The sequence below is a fragment of the Bacillus sp. DC4300-2b2 genome, from assembly GCF_049895685.1.
GTDB lineage: Bacteria > Bacillota > Bacilli > Bacillales > Bacillaceae > Bacillus > Bacillus safensis.
This window is the reverse complement of record NZ_JAFCSW010000004.1, coordinates 289369-312895: the sequence shown is the minus strand read 5'-3', so window position 1 is coordinate 312895 and position 23527 is coordinate 289369. Positions and strand designations below refer to the sequence as shown.

Here is a 23527-nt window from a genome sequence, read left to right as displayed (position 1 = left end):
TGCCTCCTTTAGGATTGATAACGTGAGATCGCTTTGTCGATGTGGCCATTCGTTTTGCTCAGTAAATCTTTGGCTGTTTTCTTGTCTGTGTTTGTTTGGAGCATGACGATGGCAGTTTTGACTTCTAAGTCTGCCGCTTCAAGAGTCTTTACGGCTTGCTCGTAGGAAGCGTTTGTCACATGTTGAATGATGGTGATGGCGCGTTCTTTTAATTTATGATTGCTGACTTTTACATCAACCATCAGGTTTTCATATACTTTGCCTTGTCTGATCATGACTGAGGTGGAAAGCATATTTAAAATCATTTTATGAGCGGATGCCGCTTTCATTCTTGTTGACCCAGTGATGGCTTCTGGTCCTACAATGACCTCAATGGCGCAATCTGCAAGCTCGCTAATTTCTGCTTGTTCATTGCAGCTCAGGGCTACTGTTTTAGCTCCTATTGACTTTGCATAGTTTAAAGCGCCGATGATATAAGGTGTCCTGCCGCTTGCAGCAATTCCGACGACTGTATCTTTTGATGTCAGGTTGATGTGTACTAAATCCTGTTTGCCGGCTTCTTCACTGTCTTCCACATCTTCGGCAGCTTGAGAAAAAGCTGAGTCTCCGCCTGCCATGATGCCTACAATGATATCAGGTGAGACGCTATAGGTTGGGGGACATTCGACAGCATCCATTACGCCAATTCTGCCGCTTGTTCCGGCGCCTAAATAAACGAGTCTGCCTCCATTTGAGATGGATTCATAAGCAAAGTCACTTGCTGTTTTGACATGGGGAAGTACAAGGTTGACTGCTTGAGCGACCTTCATATCTTCTTCATTAATCATCTGGAGTATTTCAAGCGGATCTGCTTGAGAAATTCCCATTGTGTTGGGGTTTCTTGATTCTGTTGTCAAAGAACGCAGTTGAGATGGCTGCATGTGACATACCTCCTTATTTCTTCATTTTCAGTATATTGAGTATGGTACGAAATTTCAATATTATATTTGAATATTGAAATTATATTTCAGTTGAAATGTTGAATAAATAGAGGATAAATAGTTAGAAAATAAAAAAAATAAAAATCCCCTTTACAAAAGGGGGACAACCTGTATATAATAACTTTTGTCAGCTTCACGGAAACAACAAACTTGACAAACTGGCCCGTTGGTCAAGCGGTTAAGACACCGCCCTTTCACGGCGGTAACACGGGTTCGAATCCCGTACGGGTCACCATGATGTGGAGGATTAGCTCAGCTGGGAGAGCATCTGCCTTACAAGCAGAGGGTCGGCGGTTCGAGCCCGTCATCCTCCACCATATGCCGGTGTAGCTCAACTGGTAGAGCAACTGACTTGTAATCAGTAGGTTGGGGGTTCAAGTCCTCTTGCCGGCACTGTTTTATCTTTATCAATTCCATATGTGGAGGGGTAGCGAAGTGGCTAAACGCGGCGGACTGTAAATCCGCTCCCTCCGGGTTCGGCGGTTCGAATCCGCCCCCCTCCACCATTTTTGGGCTATAGCCAAGCGGTAAGGCAACGGACTTTGACTCCGTCATGCGTTGGTTCGAATCCAGCTAGCCCAGTTAAGACACCTTTTTGAAAAAGGTGTCTTTTTTATGTTGGCAGAGAGACTGTATAACTATTCAAAATGTTGTTGAGTTGAGTCAGAAGACCTCAAGAAAGTAAAATATAAGCATGAACGGAAAGGGGATGTACATATGGGAGAGCAAAAGAAGGTCACAATTGTTGGAGTTCCGATGGACTTGGGTCAAACGAGAAGGGGCGTCGATATGGGACCGAGTGCGATTCGTTGTGCAGGCGTAAAAGAAAAAATGGAAACGCTCTCATTTGATGTGGAGGATCTCGGAGATATTCCAGTTGAACAAAGAGATGACGAAAAAGGTTTATATACAAGTGAAAAGCTAAAAAATTTGACGGAGAATGCTGGTGCGAATCAGCTGCTTGCTGAGAAGGTTGACAGTATTGTCCAATCAGGTTCGTTTCCGCTCATTTTAGGCGGTGATCACAGCATTGCGATTGGCACTCTTGCTGGGGTATCCAAGCATTATAAAAACTTAGGTGTCATTTGGTATGATGCACACGGGGATTTGAATACGGAGGAAACGTCTCCTTCGGGGAATATTCACGGCATGCCGCTTGCTGTCAGTCTCGGTCTTGGGCATGATGATTTAACAAACATTGGCGGTTATTCTCCTAAATTGAAGCCTGAAAATGTCGTTATAATTGGTGCTCGATCTTTAGATGAAGGAGAGAGGGCATTGATTCGAGAGAAAGGCATTAAAGTGTATACGATGCATGAAATTGATCGTTTAGGGATGACAAGGGTGATGGAGGATGCCATTGCGTATTTAAAGGAAAGAACAGATGGTGTCCATCTGTCGCTTGATTTAGATGGGCTAGACCCAGCGGAGTGCCCTGGTGTAGGCACTCCGGTAGCAGGCGGCATTAGTTACCGGGAGAGTCATCTTGCAATGGAGCTTTTAGAGGAGGCGGGTATTTTAACGTCTGCTGAATTTGTTGAAGTAAATCCGGTTTTAGATGAGAAAAACAAAACAGCAGAAGCGGCTGTTGCGTTAATTGGTTCGTTAATGGGTGAAAAGCTATTGTAGAGCGGGACTTGTTCCCGTTCTTTTTTGTTTTGGGAAAATTTAAGGATATATTAAGGTTTTTACCGGTTGATAAGCGTAACACACTGTCAAAAATTTGTTACACTATTTTTTAGAGGAGAATGAAACCTTTTGGAAAGAGGTTCGTATACATAAAGACCGGTGAAGGCAGAGGTTGAATATACTATGGACACAATGATTAAAAAGAGAATTAAGCAAGTGAAAAAAGGCGACCAGAACGCATTTGCAGACATCGTAGACCTGTATAAAGACAAAATTTATCAGCTGTGCTACCGTATGCTTGGGAATGCACATGAAGCGGAGGATATTGCGCAGGAGGCGTTTATTCGTGCCTATGTGAATATCGAAAGCTTTGATGTGAATCGTAAGTTTTCCACGTGGCTGTACCGCATTGCAACCAACCTGACCATCGACCGTATTCGCAAAAAAAAGCCGGATTATTATTTAGATGCAGAGGTGGCAGGAACAGAAGGATTAAATATGTATTCTCAAATTGCTGCTGATGGCATTTTGCCAGAGGATGAGGTGGTGTCTCTTGAGTTATCGAGTACCATTCAGCAAAAAATTCTAAGATTACCCGACAAATATCGTTCGGTCATCGTATTAAAGTATATTGATGAACTCTCATTAAAAGAAATTAGTGAGATTCTGAATATACCAGTTGGTACGGTGAAAACGAGAATACACAGGGGTAGAGAGGCTCTCCGGAAACAGTTGAGAGACCTTTGAGTGAGGTGATTTTGATGAGCTGTCAGGATAGAATCGTCCAGCTTATGCATCAGTATTTAGACGGGGACATTGAGTCCCAAGACGAAAAAGAATTAAAAAGCCATCTGCAATCGTGTGAGGAGTGCCGTACTCATTTTCAACAAATTGAGAAATCCATCGCGCTAGTGCAGAGTACATCTCATATAGAAGCACCATCTGATTTCACTGCAAAGGTGATGGCAGGTCTTCCAAAGGAGAAAAAGCGTGTGTCGGTTCAAAGATGGATCAAAGCTCACCCGCTGATGGTAGCCGCTGCTCTCTTTCTCATTTTAATGGGAGGCAGTCTGTTTACGAGCTGGAATACCGATCATAATTTCAGTGTGTCAAAGCAGCCGAATCTCGTCGTTGAAAATGATACAGTGACCGTACCTAAAGGGGAAACCGTAAAAGGTGATGTCACTGTCAAAAATGGCAAGCTGATTGTAGAAGGCAAGGTTGATGGAAATGTCACCGTCGTCAATGGGGAACAGTTGACTGCTTCTGCCGGACAAGTCACTGGTCAAATTAATGAAATTAATGAAGTGTTTGATTGGATCTGGTACAAAATGAAATCAACAGCACAAAATGTAATGCGGGTCATTGGGCCAGAGGAGCAAAAGTAACTCAATCGGCTTAAGAGCAGTCTCTAAGGGGGCTGCTCTTTTTCTATACATTGGTGGGATTCACGCATACTAGCAAGTCAGCCAGATATGGCAACTATTTTCCTTGCTGAAACAAAATGTGGTATAATAGCCACGCTATGTATTGATACATAGGCTCTTTTTATATTAAAAAATGCATCAAACGAAGAATAACTGAAAATTCTGGAGGACGAGGAAATGGCTTTAGGGGATATTCCTTTTTTGCAGTACCTCGGTAATGCTGTTGATATTCTCGTTGTTTGGTATGTGATATATAAATTAATGATGGTCATCCGCGGAACAAAAGCGGTTCAGCTTTTAAAGGGAATTGTGGTCATTGTTCTCGTCAGGATGGGAAGTGCGTATCTCGGTCTTAACACACTTCAATGGCTGATGGATCAAGCGATTACGTGGGGATTCCTTGCGATCATTATTATTTTTCAGCCAGAGCTAAGGAGAGCGCTTGAGCAGCTTGGGCGCGGCCGTTTCTTCTCAAGAAGCGGGACACCTGTAGAGGAACAGCAGCAGAAAACGATCGAGGCAATTACAAAAGCAATTAACTATATGGCGAAACGCAGAATCGGCGCGCTGCTGACAATTGAGCGCGATACCGGAATGAATGATTACATAGAGACAGGAATTCCTTTGAATGCAAAGGTGAGTTCAGAGCTGCTCATTAATATTTTCATTCCGAATACACCACTTCATGACGGTGCTGTTATTATGAAGCGGGATGAGATTGCAGCTGCAGCTTGCTATTTACCGCTGTCAGAGAGCCCTTTTATCTCTAAGGAGCTTGGGACGCGTCATAGGGCGGCAGTTGGAATAAGTGAAGTGACAGACAGCTTAACTGTCATCGTTTCTGAGGAAACTGGCGGCATTTCTGTCGCAAGAAATGGTGATCTCCACCGAGAATTGACAGAAGAAGCGCTTGAAGAAATGCTGATTGCTGAATTTAGTAAGAACAGCAAAGATGCTTCCTCGACCAAATGGTATTGGAGGGGCAAGAAAAATGGATAAGATTTTGAATAATCGCTGGGCCGTTAAGCTTCTTGCATTGGTCTTCGCTTTATTGCTGTATGGTGCAGTCAATTCAGCGCAAGCGCCCACGCCGAAAAAAATCGGTGAATCCTTTTTCCCAACATCGACGACAGATGAAGCAACTTTAACCGACATTCCTGTTAAAGCGTATTATGATGACGAGAAGTACGTCGTCACTGGTGTGCCGCAGACAGTCAATGTCACGATTAAAGGATCGACAAGTGCTGTGAAAACAGCAAGACAAACAAAGAATTTTGAAATTTACGCAGATATGCAGAACTTATCGACAGGTACACATAAAGTGGAGCTGAAGGCAAGAGATGTATCAAAGGGACTCACACTATCGATTAATCCATCTGTGACGACTGTGACGATACAAGAAAAAACGACAGCAGAATTTCCTGTTGAAACCGAATTTTATAATCAAAATAAAATCAAAGACGGCTATTCTCCTGAACAGCCCATTGTGAATCCGAAAAAGGTCACAGTCACTGGATCAAAGGACGTCATCGACAAAATTTCTGTCATTAAAGCTTTTGTGAACTTAGAGGATGTCGATCAGCAAATTGAAAAAGAAGCGAAGCTCACTGTGTATGATAGCAGCGGGAATGAGCTGCCAGTCGAAGTAAGTCCGTCCGTGGTGGATATTACGGTCCCAATCTCGAGTCCGAGCAAAAAGGTTCCGTTTAAACTTGAGCGGACGGGCAGCTTGCCAGAAGGGATCAGCATCTCAAGCATTGAGACAAGCCCGAGTGAGGTCACAGTGTACGGCTCTCAAAAGGTGCTGGATGCACTTGATTTTATTGATGGCGTCAAGCTGGACCTAAGCAAGATCAAAGATGATACGGAGATTGATGCCGATATTCCCCTGCCAGATGGTGTGAAAAAGGTATCACCCGAAACCGTTAAGATCAAAGTGAAGGTTGCAACAGCTGAAGAAAAAAAGATCGATAATGTACCGATTTCTGTCGTGGGTTTGAGCAAGGATCTCACATCTGATTTTGTGAGCCCATCTTCTGGACGAATCACGTTAACAGCAAAGGGGTCGAAGAGTGCGATTGATAAACTAAAGGCTTCAGATGTTGAAGCCTATATCAATGCAGGGGACTTGAACGAAGGAACCCATGAGGTCAAAGTTCAAGTGAACGGTCCTCAAAATGTGACATGGACTTTATCAAGATCAAAGGTCAAAGTGAAACTCACTTCTACTGATACAGAGGATCAGCCGGCGTCGACGAATGATCGAAAGGATCAAAAAGATCAAAAAGATCCATCAACTGATGATGATGATCAGAGTGAGAAGAGTAAAGAAGAATCCACACAAGATAAAGCAAAGAAAGAATCAAGTCAAAGACAGCCGGTCAAAGAAGATAAAAAAGAGGACGAAGCGTCCTCTTGAATGGAAAAAGGAGCGATTGAAACATGGGCAAGTACTTTGGAACTGATGGTGTAAGGGGTGTAGCAAATAGCGAATTAACACCAGAGCTCGCATTTAAAGTTGGGAGATTTGGCGGCTATGTGCTCACAAAGGATAAAGAACGTCCAAAGGTACTCGTTGGACGAGACACACGTGTATCCGGTCATATGCTGGAAGGAGCGCTCGTTGCAGGCTTACTTTCAATTGGAGCTGAAGTGATGCGTCTAGGTGTGATCTCAACACCTGGTGTGTCTTATTTAACAAAGGCAATGGATGCTGAAGCGGGTGTCATGATTTCTGCTTCACACAATCCAGTTCAAGACAACGGCATTAAATTCTTCGGCGGTGACGGCTTTAAGCTGTCAGATGAACAGGAGAATGAAATTGAGCAGCTGATGGATCAGCCAGTCGATCAATTGCCACGCCCGGTTGGAGCGGATCTTGGAACGGTTAATGACTATTTTGAAGGCGGTCAGAAATACTTGCAATTCTTGAAGCAGACAGCAGACGAGGACTTCACAGGTATTCACGTGGCGCTTGACTGTGCTCACGGTGCAACCTCTTCTCTTGCGACACATTTATTTGCGGATTTAGATGCTGATGTGTCCACAATGGGAACATCACCAAATGGACTGAATATCAATGATGGTGTCGGCTCCACTCATCCAGAGGCACTTTCTGCTTTTGTGAAGGAGAAGGGTGCAGATATTGGTCTTGCATTTGATGGTGACGGTGACCGTTTAATTGCAGTCGATGAAAAAGGTGATATCGTAGACGGCGATCAAATTATGTACATATGTGCACGTTATTTGAAGGATGAAGGCCGATTAAAGGATGACACCGTCGTGTCAACGGTCATGAGTAACCTTGGTTTCTATAAAGCGCTTGAGAAGCAAGGCATTAAGAGCATTCAAACTGCTGTTGGTGACCGCTATGTCGTCGAAGCGATGAAAAAGGATGGCTATAATGTCGGCGGTGAGCAGTCAGGCCATTTGATTTTCCTTGATTATAATACGACAGGTGATGGCATGCTTTCTGCGATCATGCTTGTGAATACGCTCAAAGCGACAGGGAAAACATTATCAGAGCTTGCAGCGGAAATGGAAAAGTTCCCGCAGCTTTTAGTGAATGTGAAAGTGTCTGATAAATATAAAGTAGAAGAAAATGAAAAAGTAAAAGCGGTGATCCAAGAGGTCGAAAAAGAGATGAATGGTGACGGCCGTATTCTTGTTCGTCCATCTGGAACAGAACCGCTTGTACGTGTCATGGCTGAGGCAAAAACAAAAGAGCTGTGTAATGAATATGTGGCCCGAATTACAGCTGTTGTGAAAGAAGAAATGGGTATTGAGTAATAGATGAAAGCAAACCGCTGGCAGCGGTTTGCTTTTTTTCGAATAAACGTCATAATTGGATGTATCTATACGAATGATATAAGCGAGGCAACTTGATGATGCCTTTATACATAGGAGAGCACATCAAAGGTAGAACGTGACAAGCCTCATCGCATATAGTGTATGGAGGTCTCACTTTCTTAAATGAAGGGGATCACCTGCTAAATTGTGATTGACGGAGGTCAGACCTTATAGTACAATCATCCTTGTGTTACTGGATTTTTATTCTATCAGGAAAGGCAGGGTAGATGTTCAGAAACTCTCTTATAATTATAGCGCCCGAACTAAGCGATCGGACGAAAGATGCTTAGTTGACGAGGATGGAGGTTATCGAATTTTCGGCGGATGCCTCCCGGCTGATCAAAAAAAGAGATCACAGCCGTAAGTGTTTCTTTAAACCAAAGAGGTGACTCTTTGTACAAAGGGAATACACATGATCTCCCAAAATAAACATGTAGAGAGGGACGAAGAAATGTCCCTTCTATTTTAGTAGGCTTTCTTTGTCCCTTTCACATGATCGGGAGGAAGAATATTTATGTGTGGAATCGTAGGTTATATTGGTCAGAATGATGCGAAGGAAATCTTATTAAAGGGTTTAGAGAAGCTTGAGTACCGCGGGTATGATTCAGCAGGTATCGCTGTGGCAAACGAAGATGGCGTGCATGTGTTCAAAGAAAAAGGACGTATCGCTGAGCTTCGTGAAGTCGTGGATGCAAACGTGGCATCTTCAGCAGGAATCGGACATACACGCTGGGCAACTCACGGTGTACCAAGCCATCTAAATGCGCATCCGCATCAAAGTGCTTCTGGCCGTTTTACGCTTGTTCATAACGGTGTCATCGAGAACTATGTACAATTGACACGCGAATATTTACAAGACGTCACACTAAAAAGCGACACAGATACAGAGGTTGTTGTTCAAGTCATCGAACAATTTGTGAATAGAGGTCTTGATACAGAGGAAGCTTTCCGTCAAACGCTTCTTCAACTAAAAGGCTCTTACGCGATTGCCCTTTTCGATAACGAAAACAAAGAAACAATCTATGTGGCGAAAAACAAAAGCCCATTATTGGTTGGTTTCGGCGAAGATTTCAACGTTGTGGCTTCTGACGCAATGGCGATGCTTCAAGTAACAAACGAATATGCGGAATTAATGGATAAAGAAATGGTCATTGTTACTAAAGACGAGGTTATTATTAAAAACCTTGACGGTGATATCATGACACGTCCTTCTTATATCGCTGAGCTTGATGCAAGCGACATTGAGAAAGGCACATATCCTCACTACATGTTAAAAGAAACGGATGAACAGCCGCTTGTTATGCGCAAAATCATCCAAGAATATCAAGATGAAAACGGCAAGCTGTCAGTCGCTGGCGATATCGCAAGCGCAGTAGCAGAAGCAGACCGCATTTACATTGTGGCTTGCGGAACGAGCTACCATGCTGGACTTGTCGGTAAACAATACATTGAAGACTGGGCGAAAGTACCTGTAGAAGTCCATGTAGCAAGTGAATTCTCATACAACATGCCGCTTCTATCGAAAAAACCGTTGTTCATCTTCCTTTCTCAATCTGGGGAGACTGCGGACAGCCGTGCTGTACTTGTTCAAGTCAAAGAGCTTGGTCATAAAGCATTAACGATCACAAACGTACCAGGATCTACGCTTTCTCGTGAAGCGGACTTCACGTTGCTTCTTCATGCAGGACCAGAAATTGCAGTGGCTTCAACAAAAGCCTACACAGCACAAATCGCTGTACTTGCAATCCTTGCATCCGTTGCAGCTGAATTAAACGGTCAATCTCTTGACTTTGATCTTGTGAAAGAGCTTGGTATTGTAGCAAACGCAATGGAAGCCCTTGTCGATCAAAAGGATGAAATGGAACAAATCGCTCGTGACTTCTTCACAGTGACACGTAACGCATTCTTTATCGGAAGAGGACTTGACTACTATGTGTGCCTTGAAGGTTCATTAAAACTAAAAGAGATCTCTTACATCCAAGCAGAAGGCTTTGCTGGCGGAGAACTCAAACATGGCACAATCGCTTTAATTGAAGAAGGCACACCGGTCATTGCCCTTGCAACGCAAGAGCACGTGAACCTTAGCATTCGCGGTAACGTCAAAGAAGTCGTTGCACGCGGAGCAAACCCATGTGTCATCTCACTCAAAGGCCTAGAAGACGAAGGCGACCGTTTCGTCCTTCCAGCTGTACACCCAGCACTTGCACCACTTGCATCTGTTGTCCCATTACAGCTGATCGCTTACTACGCAGCCCTTCACCGCGGGTGTGATGTGGATAAACCACGTAACCTTGCGAAGAGTGTGACGGTGGAGTAGGAATTAAATAAAAACAGCTTTTATACCCCTTTAGATATCGTTTTCTAAAGGGGTATTTTTGTGTTAAAAGAACTAGAACGTACGAAGTTCGTTGATTAAGGGTACAATATTAGAAAGTTTACATGGGTTATCAGTACATTATAAATAGAATGCCAAACGCACCTTGCGCAGGTAATACAAGTTAATATTTAAAAAAGAAAGAGAGCAGACACATGACCAAACATAAAATTTACACAATGAGTTTTGCAAAGGTCTATCCTCTCTACATTGCAAAGGCAGAGAGAAAGGGACGAACGAAGGCTGAAGTCGATACGATTATTTGTTGGTTAACAGGGTACAGTCAAGAAGAGCTGCAGGAACAGGTAGACAAAAAAATAGACATTGAAACCTTCTTTGCTGAGGCTCCTGAGCTTCATCCTTCCCGCAGCTTCATCAAAGGAGTCATTTGTGGTGTTCGGGTAGAGGACATTGAGGAAGAAACCATGAAGAACATTCGTTATCTAGATAAGCTGATTGATGAGTTAGCGAAAGGAAAGAAGATGGAAAAGATTTTGCGAGGTTCATCATGAGAATAACAAGCAAGCCCAGTGAACTAACCTTCAATGGGCTTTTTTATATCTTATAGATCATTCGACCAGTAAAAATAAAATCCATTTGAACGAATTCACTCTTCATGTCGTCAAAAGAAGTGATATCAAAACAAATTGGCGTTTGAAAAAGGAGTGGCGTGGATTGATATGAAGATGATATTACCTCTTATTTTGCTGCAAGCGATTTTGATGGTGAGTGGTTTGTTTGATTTGCTTAAAAGAGATCCATCTAGAATCAGAGGAGAGGTGAAGTGGGTTTGGGCTTTGGTGATTGTGTTTGTGGCAAGTGCCGGTCCTATTGTGTATTTCATTTTTGGTCGTAAACAATCTTAATAGGGGGGATTCGCTTGAATATGCTGGAGTGTCATGGGCTGACGAAATCGTATGGCCCGAATGAAGTGTTAAAAGATGTTTCGTTTTCTGTTGGGGAGGTTGGATGTGTTGGCTTTTTAGGGGCCAATGGAGCGGGGAAGACAACAACGATCCGGATTCTCACAGGGCTTGCTCGTCCTACGTCTGGTGTCGTAAAGGTGGCTGGTTTGGATGTCACAAAGGACATGGATCAAATCAGTCATGTAATTGGGTATTGTCCGCAGCATCCTGCATTTTATCAGGATATGACGGGGCAGGAGTGGATGCATTGGGTTAGCGGGTTATTTCATTTAGAGAAAAACATCATTCGCTCCAAAACAGAGGAGCTGTTGAAGCTTTGTGGTGTGTATGAGGCGAAGGATCGTGCCATTGGCAGCTATAGCGGAGGCATGAAGCAGAGGCTTGCCATTGCGCAGGCACTGATCAACAGCCCAAAGGTTCTGATCTTAGATGAGCCTGTGTCCGCACTTGATCCAATGGGAAGAAAAGATGTCTTGACGTTGATTGAGTGTCTAAAGCATGAAATGCTGATCTTTATGTCGACCCATATTTTAGATGACATTGAACGTGTGGCAGATCATATTATCATGATCAACAGTGGCAAAATTGAGATGTCTTCTTCCATAAAACAGATTAAAGAAGACTATATCCAGCCAGTGATTGAATTTCAATTAGAACAACAGAATACGAAATTATTGGCTTTGCTAAAAGAGCGGCATTGGGTGGAGGATTGCATTGAGTCAGAAAACGCTTATCAGGTGCGAGTCAAAGATCAACAAACGGCATTGAAGGAGCTGCCTCGTCTCATCACTGAAGCTGGCGGTGTTCTCCTCCATTATCGACTATCTAAGCTGACGCTTGAAGATATTTTCATGAAGGTTGTGAATGCATAATGATGTTGAAAAAGGAATTTAGGGAGTTATTTACTAGCTATAAAATCTTATTTGTTCCTATTATTTTTACGATTTTAATGAGCACACAGCCTATTACGCTCAAAATGCTTCCGGATCTTCTATCGAAATCAGCTAATTTACCTGAAGGATCTACATTTTATATACCAGAGCCTAGTGCAGGAGAGGCTTTGGCGAGTGCATTGAGTAAATTTGATTCGCTAGGTGTGTTTATCCTGATTATGATCGTGATGGGGACGATCGCAGGAGAGCGTGCCTCTGGAGTGACCGCGATGATTATGGTGAAACCGATCAGTCGAACGAGTTACTATGTCTCGAAAATATGCGCCTATGCCTGTTTGACCTTGTTTAGTTTGGTGGTGGCGGTGCTTGCCTCTGTTTATTATGTGGACATTCAATTTGGTCATGTGGATTGGGTCAATGTGTTAAAAGGAACACTTCTTTATTATCCAAATTTATTGCTGATTGTGGTATCGACCATTTGTGCTTCGGCGTTCTTTCAACGTTCTGTCACAGCTGGCGGTGTGTCGCTTCTGATCAACCTTATTCTGTTTACCGTTCCTTCATTTTATGAAGAGACATTAGGGAAGTTTGCGCCTAAAGGCGTGACAAATGCAGCCGAAGAGATGATTTATAAGGGGACTTATTCGGATCAGGCACTTACAAGTCTTCTAGGTGTATCGGTATTGATTGTATTCTTTTTTCTCATTGGATGGTTTCTTTTTAGAAAACAAGAATTATAGCAGGCTGTTGCGATTGTTTCTTCAGGTTTACTTTGAGCATAAAAATCTGAATATGGTAGAAAGTTTGATATGATGATAAAAATTAACTGTATTTTCAGAAAAGGGGTTTTTATCAATGAGAACATCACGTAATCCTGAGACCATTCATCCGCCAGTCGCACCATATACCCATCAAATAGAAACAACAGGACCTCAGCGGTGGTTAACCCTATCAGGTCAAGTGGGGATGGAAGCGGATGGGACAATTCCCGAGAGCCCGTTGGAGCAGCTCGAACTAGCGTTAGAGAATGTGAAGCGAAACGTAGAAGCGGCAGATATGGCTGTGGAAGATATAACGAAATTAGTATTTTATCTCGTAGGAGAGTTCGATGCTGAGAGCAGGAAACAAATCATGGGGCAGTTTTTGGGCGATCATCTGCCTTGTATGACGATGATTTATGTGGTGGCATTGGCATCTCCTGCTTTAAAGGTAGAGGTGGATGCTTGGGCGTGTCAGGAGATGGTTTAGGGTGATGATAGAAAAATGGCTTTACACAAATAGGTGTGTTTTTGGTTAAAATCAAAATTAGGGCTAAATTGTTTAGCCCCCTATGTGAGAAGTTAAACATTCAAAATGAAATATTAATTTTCCAACACAAATATTAGTAAGGCTCAAAATTTTTAAATAAGAATTCAACTATAACAGTTAAATTAATTCTAACTATTATGAATTAGTTTATGTTGATTTATCTAAATTAAATAGATCAGGTTTGTAATTATTGGGAATGTTGCTGGAGTTTTGCTCTACTACTCCTCTAGAATACCAAGAATAATATTTGTCTGCCATTTCTTTAGGTAAATCGTGTAGGACAGTTGTTTTTGTTGGTTTTGCTCTATTAATTATTTTTATAGAAGCCAACCCTAGTTTTTTTTGTAAAAGTGTTTCTGATATTATTAATCTTTCAATATTATGTTTGTGTGTAATGAGAAGCCTATCTGTTAATCCTCCTTTTTTTATTTGCATATAATATTCATTGCAACTATAAGAGCTGTACAAACTGCTAAACAATTGAGTGAGTAGAAATACGATACAAATTATTATTGAAACATACCACAAGTCATTCCTATAAAATAAAAGGGCGGCTGGCGTTAAACACCAGAACATGAATGATCTAAATAATTTAGGTATGATAGAATACCACGGTATTCTATCCATATTTCTTTCTAATTTAATTCCAGGTAAAACCTCTGGAATTAATTGATTTGCCACATTTTTATTTATAAAAGGAAATAAAATATTTGGAGATTTTATATTTTCATCATCAGTTTCAGTTGAACTGATGATTTTTACTTTTACAATGTGAAGCACTTTTTGTATAAAGCTACTAGTGAAATATAGCGCTTCTATTTTCTCTTTTGGAATAGAAAAGTCAGTGATATTTAATTTACCTTTTTCTATATACAATCTAGACATGTCCGAAGACAATTTAAATCCTCCGTATTGCAGGTATGTTTTAAATATTCCATATAAAATTGACAATATAATAAGTAAAAATACACTCGAAATAATTGTCAACCAAGAAGACATTGCGAATGAGACTAATCTATCTATATACTTTTCTAAAGAGAAAAATTGATTGATCTCTGAATAAACAGAATATATAAGTAGTAGAAAGAACAATAATCTTAAAGATGTAAGGGAAGCAATAAGTATCTCCTTCATTTGGATTTCATAATGGAGTTTTTGAGCATTTTGTTCAATAGGTTCTTCAAAATCAATTTTAATATGAACATTGTCACTACTTTTATCCGTTAGGTGTTTTTTTATTCTAGAAGCTTCTGATGTTGTAATCATATGTAATTTTACTACGTGGTCATTGTTACTAGATCCTACATCAATTAACAAGGAAGTCAGGTCAAATAAACGATGAAAAAAAGTAGAGTTTTGATGTACACCTTGGATACTTTTAATTGGGAAATGTCTTTTTACAGTAATGAATCTTCCCTTCTCTAAATATAACTCTTCTTCATTAAGGTCATAACCAAAATGTTTCCATTCTAATAATATAGTAATAATCTTGTAAACTACAAAAACAGCAACAATTAAGAAGCCTATTTTAGAAAATATTGATATGGATGAAAATCCAAATAATACTGATAAAAAAATACAGAAAAAGATGAAACCTTTAATCGATTTTAATAACTCAAATAGCATCCATAATGGATGTAATCTTTTTAGGCGACTGTTAGATTCCATTTATAGAGAGTTATCCTTTCTAAGTTCATTCTTTTTTAATTGATTTTCAGTAATATATGCTATGTAATCACGAATATCGGAAGCCTCTTTTTCTGGTAGGCAAGGAATTTCATGTACATAACCAATCGTACCAATTTTAATAGAAGACAGATTAAATTTTTTCAATAGAGGCCCCTGATAAGTATCTACAAAATATACTTTATTCATAGGAATTATTAGATGTTTTCTTCTGAAAATTCCACCGTGCTTTAATTGAATCATATAAATATCAATTTCATAACGCCAAGTTTTTTGTTTATATATAGGAATTAATGTGAGTTCTACAACTGCTGATACTATTAAAATTCCCATTAGGCTATAAATTAGCCAATCAACCCATTCTGACCAACTATAATAGTTGCTCAAAACTAGAAGAACAGTTAAAACGCAAAATGATATGAATAAGTTGATAAAGTCAATTATTCGCCATACTTTAATCGCATTTTTTGAAATTTTCTTTGAGGGCTCCTTCAATTGATACAATATTAATCCTCCTTAACTTGAGTAGATTTAGTACAGTTTTGATACTAAATCTACTCTTTATAAGTTGTTTAATTGTTATCACCGATGTTAAGAAATATTTCTTCTAATGAAGGTTCATCGACTTCTATTCTAAATACATCAACACTTTTTGAAATAAAAAGCTTGTTGATTATTGGAATGGATGATTCATCTTCAATAATTATTTGTGAGGATAACTCATTTATTTCACTTTTTTTGGCAAAATCCTTAAGATCTAATGTTAAGGATTCTATTTGTGTTTTTGATGCAGCACTATGCTTCATATAAACGGTCAAATTCTTTTTATAGGCTTTTCTTAATTCATCCATACTTCCTTTAATTTGAATAACACCTTTATTCATAATCGCCACTTCATCACATAATTTCTCAACTTCATCTAAATTGTGTGAGGTCAGAAAGACAGTGGTACCTTTCTTAGCGATTTCTTTAATAATAGAATGAATATTTAACACTGAGTTTGCATCAACACCTGAAGTTGGCTCATCTAAAAAAATTAAATCAGGTTTATTTAATAGTGCTTGAGCAATTCCTAATTTCTTTTTCATTCCAAATGAAAAATTTTTAGCCTTTAACTTAGCTGCATCTTTTAACTCAACTTTATCTAAAAGATCAATTAAATCCTTTTCTTTAAGATCTAATTTTAATATTTTACTAAAGTATTTTAAATGATCTAGTGCAGTCATGTTTTCATAGAATGTAGAATAGTCAGGAAGGACCCCTATTTTACCCCAGATTGCTTTTTGTTGATCTTTTTTATAGCCTAATACCTCGAAAAACCCCTCGGTTGGTTCAATTATGCCTGTAACCATATTTATGAATGTAGACTTACCAGCACCGTTCTTTCCTAGAAAACCGAATATCGTTCCCTTATCAATTGTTAAATTCATCTTATCAACAACGATTTTGTTTCCATATCTTTTTGTTAGATTGGTTGTTTTAAGTGCATACACTATAAATCCCTCTTTCTAAAAAGCATTAAACTCAAGATTAAAAATAAAATTGGAAATAGAATGACGATGTATGTTAAGGCAGTCTGTTCTTGAGTGAAATAATAATAGGGTGTGATATAACTAATAATTTTAATGGAAATATTGTTTGACCCAATGCTAATCATACCGATAACAGGTAAAACAATTGATAATGTAATACCTATAAACATTGTGATAGAAGGGTTTGAAATGACAGTGGATAGTAATAGAGTTAACCCTAAAAAGTAAGATATAAAAACAATGCATTGTATTAATTCTAAAAAGTAAAAGGTATTTGCAAAAGGGATAATTAATATTAATGAAATGGTTAAACATACAATCCAAAAAAGAAGGTTACCCAAAAATTTTCCTACTATTATATTATTACGAGATGTTTTAGTGACTAAAAACCGAACTGTACGAGAGTAGACTTCTTTATTGATGACATTATGAGCTAGACTGGTGACAAAAAGAGGGGCAGCAATGAAAAGTAATACCATTAAACCACCCACATATGCATTATCACCTAGACCTAAAGATTTCAATTGATCACTAAATTGGCTGAGGATTTTTGCTGTACCGGTCGTAATTCCAATTATGACAATAATGATCATTATAGATCGTATACTTTTGAAAAGTGCTTTAAATTCATTTAATCCTATTGCAAACATACTCCAGTCCCACCTCTTTTATTTGAATGATTGATATGGCTCATTTTTAACTTTTTTTTCTTTCGAAACTATAACAATTCCTGCGATTAAATATGCAATTCCTCCAAGTATACCTAATAAAATGGTTAAAATTGAAATTAAAATAGACGTGGTAATTAAAAGGATACCTGCTGAACGTGTGTTATTTTTTAATAAAATTAATGAAATAACACCTGCTAGGATGCTTAGTACTGATAAAACGACAATATATAGAGATCCGTTTGAAATTAAATCGATTACCTGTTCTGGTGCAATATCTTTTATGTTTTCTTCTTCAATAAAGTCTTGGACTAACTTGAATGTATCATTATTATTTTTTGTGCCTTCATAAAACATAAAGCTACCAATAAGTAAGAATACAAATAAAACAATTCCTATAATAGTGAAAGATTTTTCTAAAGTACGATTCATGTTCAACCTCCATAATACAATTTATTGGTTAAATAACCTGAAATTAGAATAACATATTATGGATAGATTTTTCTACATCTTTATTAAAAAAATTTAAAAAAAATGAACATTATTTATTTTTTTATTCATTTTTTGATTGTATTTATTTATTTTATGTTATAATGATGAAAAAGCGGGGTGGTTGATATATGGAGAAAGATATTCCTACGTGGATTTTATCTGTAGATTCTGAGGATAGAGAATTTATAAGAAAATTTATACTTAGTTCAGGTTCATTAAAACAGATGGCAAAAGATTATGATGTTTCTTATCCAACAGTTAGAACCCGATTAGATAGAATCATCCAATTGATAAGATTAAATGAAACTTTAGAGCAAGAAACTCTAATTAAATATGTAAAGAAACTCGCAATTGAGGAGAAAATTAGTTTAGATGTTGCCAAAAACATAATTGAAAAATATAAAGCAGAAAGGGATGAAGATTAAATGAACGAATTAATGTATTTTGTTTTAGTAGTTGGCATATTTGCAGTACAATATTTTCTGTCAACAAGAAACAACATTTTTTGGGGGGCGTTGATTCCTCTCTTCTTTATTGGTGGAATGTCATGGTTTTATTTTGAAAATAAGGTCAATAATAGTCTTGGTTTTCTGGTCATAGTTCTGGTAGGTTTAGCTCTTTTGATTGAAGAATGGAACCGAGGACGCAGAATGCTGCATAAAAAAAGAGCAAAAGAAATTGAGAAAATGAAAACACAAGATATTACTGTAAAAAAATAATCACAAAAAAATTATGAATTTTGGGTTTTAAATGTTTGATTTTGGGCTATAATTAAAATAATAGGGATAGAAGATTCTATCCCTATTGGGCTAACGAACAACTTAGCCATTGATGATACTGTCAATTTTATCACTGATCCATTGGAACGTTGCACCGTTCTTGATCCAGTTGATAACAGTTGATTTGTTAGCCCAAGCCCATTTAGCTGCTTTAGTACCAAGTTGAGCAACAAGTCTTAAGAAAGCTACCATTATTTATTTCACCTCCTGAATTCGTTTAGCCTGCTAAAGCTCGGATAATTTGGTTTGAAATCCATTTAAAAGAAAAGCCTTGTCCTATCCATTCAAGTACCTTTTTTTTGTTAGCCCAAGCCCATTTAGCCTGTTTACTTGTAAGTTTAGAAACAAGTTGTAAGAAAGTTGCCATTCTTTTCGCCTCCACCAAATTACTTTAAAAGATAATCTTCAGAATTAGCCGTTGATAATGCTGTCAATTTTATCACTGATCCATTGAAACGTTGCACCGTTCTTGATCCAGTTGATGACAGTTGATTTGTTGTCCCAAGCCCATTTAGCTGCTTTAGTACCAAGCTGAGCAACAAGTCTTAAGAAAGCTACCATTGTTTTCACCTCCACCAAACTACTCTAAAAGATAATCTCAAAATTAGCCGTTGATAATGCTGTCAATTTTATCACTGATCCATTGGAACGTTGCACCGTTCTTGATCCAGTTGATGACAGTTGATTTGTTGTCCCAAGCCCATTTAGCGGCTTTAGAACCAAGTTGAGCAACAAGTCTTAAGAAAGCTACCATTGTTTTCACCCCCTGTTAATTTATGTATTAAATATTAAATCAAAATAAGCCCAAATACAACAATTTTTTCATATTTTTTCATATTTTACATTAAATTGAATCTTGTGAACTATAGTTTTTGGGTTTTTTATTGGGGTGTATTTTCGTATAGTAAATAAGTCTTTGTTTTGTAGTGGGGCGAATAAAGGATATATAAAGATAAGTATATTAGTTAAATGATGTATAAATTAAGTTTCACTTTTAAGAGTATGATTATTTCACTAGTCTTACTCGTCTTATTGTTAAGGATAATTTTAGTTAGCTTATAACTTTTGAGGATTATATCACTTTTTTTTACATATATGATTTATTATATTGTATGGTTGTATTTAAATTGTCCGAAGGAGCTGTCGAGTTGAAAGGATCTAGGGTTGAGTTTATTGATAGTTTACGTGGTTTTAGTTTATTAGGTATTTTGATTGTGAATATGCTTAATTTTCAATATGATTATGATTTTGAGAAAATGTTTGATTCGAGTTTTTGGGGGCAGGAATTCGGTGTATATGTGACGGAAATTTTGTTCCAAGGGTCTTTTTATCCGATCTTTTCCTTTTTGTTTGGGTATTCTTTTATCAAGCTGATTGAATCGACGAAGGCCAAGGGGCTAAATACGAATGCCATTGTCGTTCGCCGTGGTTTTGGTCTGATTGTGCTTGGGATGCTGCATTACATCTTTATTTGGAATGGTGACATTCTTCTTTATTATGGAGCTTGTACGTTTTTCTTAATGATGTTTTTGAGAAGCCGGATTAAAACAATGCTTATTTGGGCGGGTGTGTTAGGTGCGTTGTCATTAGTCGTTTTGCCATATATGATGAAATTTGTTTATGGGACTGATGATTTATTAACCGATGTGTATGCGAAAGGTGATTATGGAGATATTTTGCTCAGCCGGATTACGGTTGAAGACGATATGATGATTGTGACCATGATTCTGGCGATCGTGACTATTACGCTTATGCCGATATTAGGTTTTCTTTTTGGTACGATCATGGTTGGCCCGTTTGCACTGCTTGGTATGGCGATCGGGAAAAAGGGTCATTTGACAGAAGAAGATCGAGGCATGGCTTATCGTAAAGGCTGGGTTTGGATGATTATCATCGGGCTTGCTTTAAAATGTGCGACGTTTATTGATGCTCCTTGGAGTGAAATGGTGTTGACGTTAGGAGCCTATGTCCTGACGATCGGTTATATTCAAGCCTTTATTGTTTTCTACTATTCAAAGGCTGCTCAAGGGTTGAAACGTCTGCTTGCAGGGCTTGGCCGTTTGTCTCTATCAAACTATTTGGCGCAGTCGATTATTTGTACAACGATTTTCTATTCTTATGGACTTGGTCTATTTGGACAATTGGGGTCAATGTTTGGGCTGCTGCTTGCTGTCGGACTGTACACAGCACAGCTGTTCATCAGCTATCTCTATTTGAAAAAATGGAGAAGAGGTCCTGTGGAGTGGCTTATGGGCAAATGGGTATATTGGAAATAAAGCATTTTGTTAAAGGACCGCATGGCTTAAGGGCTGTGCGGTTATTTAATTGGCATTCTATTTTAAAAAAATGAGGAGAACGTTTTTTAAATTTGAAGATTTTGCTGGTAATTGACTATATTAATATAAAAAAATTTGAACTTACTTTTATGTCAGAATATTTCGTTAATAGTGTTTTCCTCAAAAAAACAATTGTTTTTTAAGGGTAGATTTATTATGATAATATACATCGAAAGATTGATGTTTCTCAATCAGAATGAAAATTCTGATTTTTATTTTTTATGTTGTTTGTTGATGAGGGGGAAGAAAAGTGGCTCAAAAGGAATTAAAGAGAGGGTTAAGTGCCCGTCATATTCAAATGATTGCTCTTGGCGGCACAATCGGTGTTGGCTTATTTATGGGGTCAGCGAAGGCCATTCAATGGACAGGTCCATCGGTTCTTCTAGCGTACGCAGTGTGTGGTATTTTTATCTTTTTTATTATGCGAGCGATGGGAGAAATGTTGTATCTTGAGCCGAGTACAGGGTCGTTTGCTACATTCGGGCATCAATATATTCATCCGCTTGCAGGGTATATGACGGCTTGGAGTAACTGGTTCCAGTGGGTCATTGTCGGAATGTCTGAAATTATTGCTGTTGGGGCTTATATGAAATATTGGTTCCCAGAGTTGCCTGCGTGGATTCCAGGGTTAATTGCGATGATCATTTTAGGAGCGGCCAACTTGATTTCGGTTAAGTCATTCGGTGAATTTGAATTTTGGTTTGCGATGATCAAAATTGTGACGATTATCTTGATGATTGTTGCAGGTCTAGGCATTATTTTCTTCGGATTTGGAAATGGCGGGACGCCTATTGGCTTGTCTAATCTGTGGGCGCACGGCGGGTTCTTTACAGGTGGATTTACTGGGTTCTTGTTTGCATTGTCGCTCGTCATTGCTGCCTACCAGGGTGTTGAGCTGATTGGGATTACAGCAGGTGAAGCACAAAATCCAGAAAAGACGCTGACCAATGCCATCAAAAGTATCATCTGGCGTATTTTGATTTTCTATATCGGTGCGATTTTTGTCATTGTGACTGTGTATCCGTGGGATCAGCTGAATACGCTTGGCAGTCCATTTGTGGCGACGTTTGCGAAGATCGGAATTACAGCAGCGGCTGGTATTATTAACTTTGTTGTCATTACAGCAGCGATGTCAGGCTGTAATAGTGGTATTTTCAGTGCGGGCCGTATGCTTTATACATTAGGTGTGAATGGCCAGGCACCTGCTTTCTTTACAAAAATTTCGAAAAATGGTGTACCGTATTTTGGGACATTCGCTGTGCTGATTGGTCTAGCAATAGGAGTGGTCCTGAATTATGTTTCTCCGCCAAACATTTTCGTCTATGTGTATAGTGCGAGTGTTCTTCCTGGGATGGTGCCTTGGTTTGTCATTTTGATTAGTCATATTGGCTTCAGAAAGGCGAAAGGGGCAGCGCTGGAAAAGCATCCGTTCAAGATGCCGCTAGCACCGTTTTCTAACTATCTTACAATTGGATTCTTAGTAATGGTACTTGTGTTTATGCTCATTAATCAGGATACGCGTATTTCTCTTATTGTAGCAATTGGGTTCTTGATTTTAGTGGCGCTTAGCTTTTTTGTATTTGGAATTGGAAAACGAAAACCGATTGAAACAGCTTCTTCTGATCAAACGGTGAAATAATCAAAGGCCTTGCGGAGTGGACCGCGAGGCTTTTGTCGTTTACAGAGAAGCTTTCACACGCTGAAAGACATCTGGATAGTTGGTGAAAAGACCGGTGACGCCGTATTGCAGAAGACGTGTCATGTCTGCTTCGCTGTTGACCGTATATGGATGAAGGAGGAGTCCGTGGCTTCTGACCTGCTGGACGTTTTCAGGTGTTAAAGCTCTAAAATTCGGTCCGACTCCCACGGCGTACGTTTTAATAAAGTCGAGCTGATCGTCTGTGATGGATGTCGTTTGGGCTCTGTCTAATAGTTGTACTTTTGGAAGGCGTGGAGCTAATTTCTGCAGCTTTAGCAGGCTGTCTTGACTAAAGGATTGTATGATAACCTGCCCTTTTCTTGTGTGTTTCCCAAGAAGATGATGTTTCTTTAAGGCGGCCAATAGTTTTTCTTCCATTTGCGGATAAAGGTCTGGTTTTTTTGTTTCAATATAATAATTCTCTCGTTTTCCGAAATAGCGCAGCACCTCATCTAATGTAAGGACTCTCTGTCCGATATAGTTGGCATTTTGTCTGTCGGGATTGGCTTCGTTAAACCATGTGCCCGCATCAAGCTGTTTGATTTCGGCAAGTGTGAGGTCTTTGACCCACCCTGTTCCGTTTGTGGTCCGGTCAACGGTTTCGTCGTGCATCACGATGAGATGTCCATCCTTTGTCATTTGAAGATCGAGTTCGAGGTAATCTGCATTCATCTTTGTGGCGAGTTTATAGGAAGCCAGGGTATGCTCTGGTGCATACCCTGATGCTCCGCGGTGTGCAACGGTTAGGATACGATCTGGAGATAAAAGATGTTCATGAGCCGATATGGTGACCGGCACCCACGCAAAAGACAGTAAAGCAAAAGAGAGCAACACGAAAGCAAGTAATCTACTTTTCTTCATATTTTATCCTCCTTTTACGGTAACTGCCTCCATCATAAGAAATAGATGTAAAGAGCATGTTGGGCGGATATGAATCTTTTATGTGATT

27 protein-coding genes and 5 tRNA genes are annotated in these 23527 nt (G+C 39.2%); 21 read left to right on the top strand and 11 right to left on the bottom strand.

The window, feature by feature from the left end; translation table 11 throughout:
* Positions 1–8: 8 nt before the first annotated feature.
* Complete coding sequence (murQ, locus tag ACP69X_RS15480; protein ID WP_041088744.1) at positions 9–920, bottom strand: N-acetylmuramic acid 6-phosphate etherase; 912 nt, start codon at positions 918–920, stop codon at positions 9–11.
* Between the two features lie 220 nt (positions 921–1140).
* Here murQ and ACP69X_RS15475 point away from each other — a divergent pair.
* The 17 genes from ACP69X_RS15475 to ACP69X_RS15395 all read left to right on the top strand — a co-directional run bounded on the left by ACP69X_RS15475 (position 1141) and on the right by ACP69X_RS15395 (position 13326).
* Positions 1141–1215: transfer RNA gene (locus ACP69X_RS15475), tRNA-Glu, on the top strand.
* Positions 1216–1221: 6 nt separating this feature from the next.
* Positions 1222–1297, top strand: a tRNA-Val gene (locus ACP69X_RS15470).
* Positions 1298–1300: 3 nt separating this feature from the next.
* Positions 1301–1373 (top strand) — tRNA-Thr (locus ACP69X_RS15465).
* 28 nt (positions 1374–1401) lie between these two features.
* A tRNA-Tyr gene (locus ACP69X_RS15460) sits at positions 1402–1486 on the top strand.
* 4 nt (positions 1487–1490) lie between these two features.
* Positions 1491–1562 (top strand) — tRNA-Gln (locus ACP69X_RS15455).
* 135 nt (positions 1563–1697) lie between these two features.
* Positions 1698–2609 carry an arginase gene (gene rocF / locus ACP69X_RS15450; protein WP_269103899.1) on the top strand — a complete coding sequence of 304 codons (912 nt, stop codon included), beginning with the start codon at positions 1698–1700 and terminating at the stop codon, positions 2607–2609.
* Between the two features lie 183 nt (positions 2610–2792).
* Positions 2793–3356, top strand: a complete 564-nt coding sequence (sigW, locus tag ACP69X_RS15445; protein ID WP_024424449.1) for an RNA polymerase sigma factor SigW — start codon at positions 2793–2795, stop codon at positions 3354–3356.
* A 14-nt stretch (positions 3357–3370) separates the two neighbouring features.
* Positions 3371–3997: an anti-sigma-W factor RsiW gene (gene rsiW, locus ACP69X_RS15440; protein WP_041089295.1), complete on the top strand. Its 627-nt coding sequence runs from the start codon at positions 3371–3373 to the stop codon at positions 3995–3997.
* A gap of 216 nt (positions 3998–4213) precedes the next feature.
* Positions 4214–5035: a diadenylate cyclase CdaA gene (gene cdaA / locus ACP69X_RS15435; RefSeq protein ID WP_008344027.1), complete on the top strand. Its 822-nt coding sequence runs from the start codon at positions 4214–4216 to the stop codon at positions 5033–5035.
* Complete coding sequence (locus ACP69X_RS15430) at positions 5028–6455, top strand: CdaR family protein (protein ID WP_041088750.1); 1428 nt, start codon at positions 5028–5030, stop codon at positions 6453–6455. Before cdaA ends, ACP69X_RS15430 begins: the two co-directional genes overlap by 8 nt.
* Before the next feature lie 23 nt (positions 6456–6478).
* Positions 6479–7825 (top strand): phosphoglucosamine mutase, encoded by a 1347-nt coding sequence (glmM, locus tag ACP69X_RS15425; RefSeq protein WP_034284242.1) that lies wholly within the window; start codon positions 6479–6481, stop codon positions 7823–7825.
* A gap of 574 nt (positions 7826–8399) precedes the next feature.
* Positions 8400–10202: a glutamine--fructose-6-phosphate transaminase (isomerizing) gene (gene glmS / locus ACP69X_RS15420; protein ID WP_007498541.1), complete on the top strand. Its 1803-nt coding sequence runs from the start codon at positions 8400–8402 to the stop codon at positions 10200–10202.
* A 212-nt stretch (positions 10203–10414) separates the two neighbouring features.
* Positions 10415–10771 (top strand): DUF2200 domain-containing protein, encoded by a 357-nt coding sequence (locus ACP69X_RS15415; protein WP_426052827.1) that lies wholly within the window; start codon positions 10415–10417, stop codon positions 10769–10771.
* Positions 10772–10933: 162 nt separating this feature from the next.
* Positions 10934–11125, top strand: coding sequence for a PLD nuclease N-terminal domain-containing protein (locus ACP69X_RS15410; RefSeq protein ID WP_426052831.1), 192 nt, complete (start codon positions 10934–10936; stop codon positions 11123–11125).
* 14 nt (positions 11126–11139) lie between these two features.
* Entirely contained in the window at positions 11140–12057 is a 918-nt protein-coding gene (locus tag ACP69X_RS15405; RefSeq protein WP_338527828.1) for an ABC transporter ATP-binding protein, read from the top strand.
* Complete coding sequence (locus ACP69X_RS15400; RefSeq protein ID WP_426052830.1) at positions 12054–12818, top strand: ABC transporter permease; 765 nt, start codon at positions 12054–12056, stop codon at positions 12816–12818. Before ACP69X_RS15405 ends, ACP69X_RS15400 begins: the two co-directional genes overlap by 4 nt.
* A gap of 115 nt (positions 12819–12933) precedes the next feature.
* On the top strand, positions 12934–13326 hold the full coding sequence (locus tag ACP69X_RS15395; protein ID WP_056768497.1) for a RidA family protein: 393 nt from the start codon (positions 12934–12936) through the stop codon (positions 13324–13326).
* A gap of 207 nt (positions 13327–13533) precedes the next feature.
* Here ACP69X_RS15395 and ACP69X_RS15390 read toward each other — a convergent pair whose 3' ends face one another.
* The 5 genes from ACP69X_RS15390 to ACP69X_RS15370 form a co-directional block, all read right to left on the bottom strand.
* Positions 13534–15054, bottom strand: coding sequence for a PH domain-containing protein (locus ACP69X_RS15390; RefSeq protein ID WP_269103894.1), 1521 nt, complete (start codon positions 15052–15054; stop codon positions 13534–13536).
* Positions 15055–15576 (bottom strand): PH domain-containing protein, encoded by a 522-nt coding sequence (locus ACP69X_RS15385; RefSeq protein WP_269103893.1) that lies wholly within the window; start codon positions 15574–15576, stop codon positions 15055–15057. It lies immediately after the preceding gene.
* Positions 15577–15644: 68 nt separating this feature from the next.
* On the bottom strand, positions 15645–16565 hold the full coding sequence (locus tag ACP69X_RS15380; RefSeq protein WP_338527826.1) for an ABC transporter ATP-binding protein: 921 nt from the start codon (positions 16563–16565) through the stop codon (positions 15645–15647).
* A complete protein-coding gene (locus ACP69X_RS15375) occupies positions 16565–17254 on the bottom strand; it encodes an ABC transporter permease subunit (RefSeq protein ID WP_269103891.1) in 690 nt (229 codons plus the stop codon). Before ACP69X_RS15375 ends, ACP69X_RS15380 begins: the two co-directional genes overlap by 1 nt.
* Positions 17255–17272: 18 nt before the next feature.
* The gene (locus tag ACP69X_RS15370) at positions 17273–17704 is read right to left on the bottom strand and encodes a DUF4064 domain-containing protein (RefSeq protein ID WP_338527825.1); all 432 of its coding nucleotides are present in this window, start codon (positions 17702–17704) and stop codon (positions 17273–17275) included.
* A 188-nt stretch (positions 17705–17892) separates the two neighbouring features.
* Between ACP69X_RS15370 and ACP69X_RS15365 the strand changes: the two genes are divergently transcribed.
* Together ACP69X_RS15365 and ACP69X_RS15360 are read left to right on the top strand one after the other, a co-directional pair.
* Positions 17893–18189 carry a DUF2089 family protein gene (locus ACP69X_RS15365; RefSeq protein WP_087976319.1) on the top strand — a complete coding sequence of 99 codons (297 nt, stop codon included), beginning with the start codon at positions 17893–17895 and terminating at the stop codon, positions 18187–18189.
* Positions 18190–18483, top strand: coding sequence for a hypothetical protein (locus ACP69X_RS15360; RefSeq protein ID WP_269103889.1), 294 nt, complete (start codon positions 18190–18192; stop codon positions 18481–18483).
* A gap of 102 nt (positions 18484–18585) precedes the next feature.
* On the opposite strand, the gene ACP69X_RS15355 is transcribed toward ACP69X_RS15360, so the two are convergent.
* Genes ACP69X_RS15355 through ACP69X_RS15340 form a run of 4 tightly spaced genes read right to left on the bottom strand, consistent with a single transcriptional unit; the run spans position 18586 to position 19297 of the window.
* Positions 18586–18735: an aureocin A53 family class IId bacteriocin gene (locus ACP69X_RS15355; protein ID WP_017358895.1), complete on the bottom strand. Its 150-nt coding sequence runs from the start codon at positions 18733–18735 to the stop codon at positions 18586–18588.
* A gap of 25 nt (positions 18736–18760) precedes the next feature.
* Positions 18761–18910, bottom strand: a complete 150-nt coding sequence (locus ACP69X_RS15350; RefSeq protein WP_269103888.1) for an aureocin A53 family class IId bacteriocin — start codon at positions 18908–18910, stop codon at positions 18761–18763.
* A 44-nt stretch (positions 18911–18954) separates the two neighbouring features.
* Positions 18955–19104, bottom strand: a complete 150-nt coding sequence (locus ACP69X_RS15345; RefSeq protein WP_035390638.1) for an aureocin A53 family class IId bacteriocin — start codon at positions 19102–19104, stop codon at positions 18955–18957.
* Positions 19105–19147: 43 nt separating this feature from the next.
* Positions 19148–19297 (bottom strand): aureocin A53 family class IId bacteriocin, encoded by a 150-nt coding sequence (locus tag ACP69X_RS15340; protein WP_269103887.1) that lies wholly within the window; start codon positions 19295–19297, stop codon positions 19148–19150.
* 394 nt (positions 19298–19691) lie between these two features.
* Here ACP69X_RS15340 and ACP69X_RS15335 point away from each other — a divergent pair, with 394 nt between their 5' ends.
* Complete coding sequence (locus ACP69X_RS15335; RefSeq protein ID WP_426052826.1) at positions 19692–20819, top strand: DUF418 domain-containing protein; 1128 nt, start codon at positions 19692–19694, stop codon at positions 20817–20819.
* 310 nt (positions 20820–21129) lie between these two features.
* Complete coding sequence (locus tag ACP69X_RS15330; protein ID WP_251181474.1) at positions 21130–22518, top strand: amino acid permease; 1389 nt, start codon at positions 21130–21132, stop codon at positions 22516–22518.
* 39 nt (positions 22519–22557) lie between these two features.
* Here ACP69X_RS15330 and ACP69X_RS15325 read toward each other — a convergent pair whose 3' ends face one another.
* Positions 22558–23439, bottom strand: coding sequence for a glycerophosphodiester phosphodiesterase (locus ACP69X_RS15325; RefSeq protein ID WP_426052825.1), 882 nt, complete (start codon positions 23437–23439; stop codon positions 22558–22560).
* Between the last annotated feature and the right edge of the window lie 88 nt (positions 23440–23527).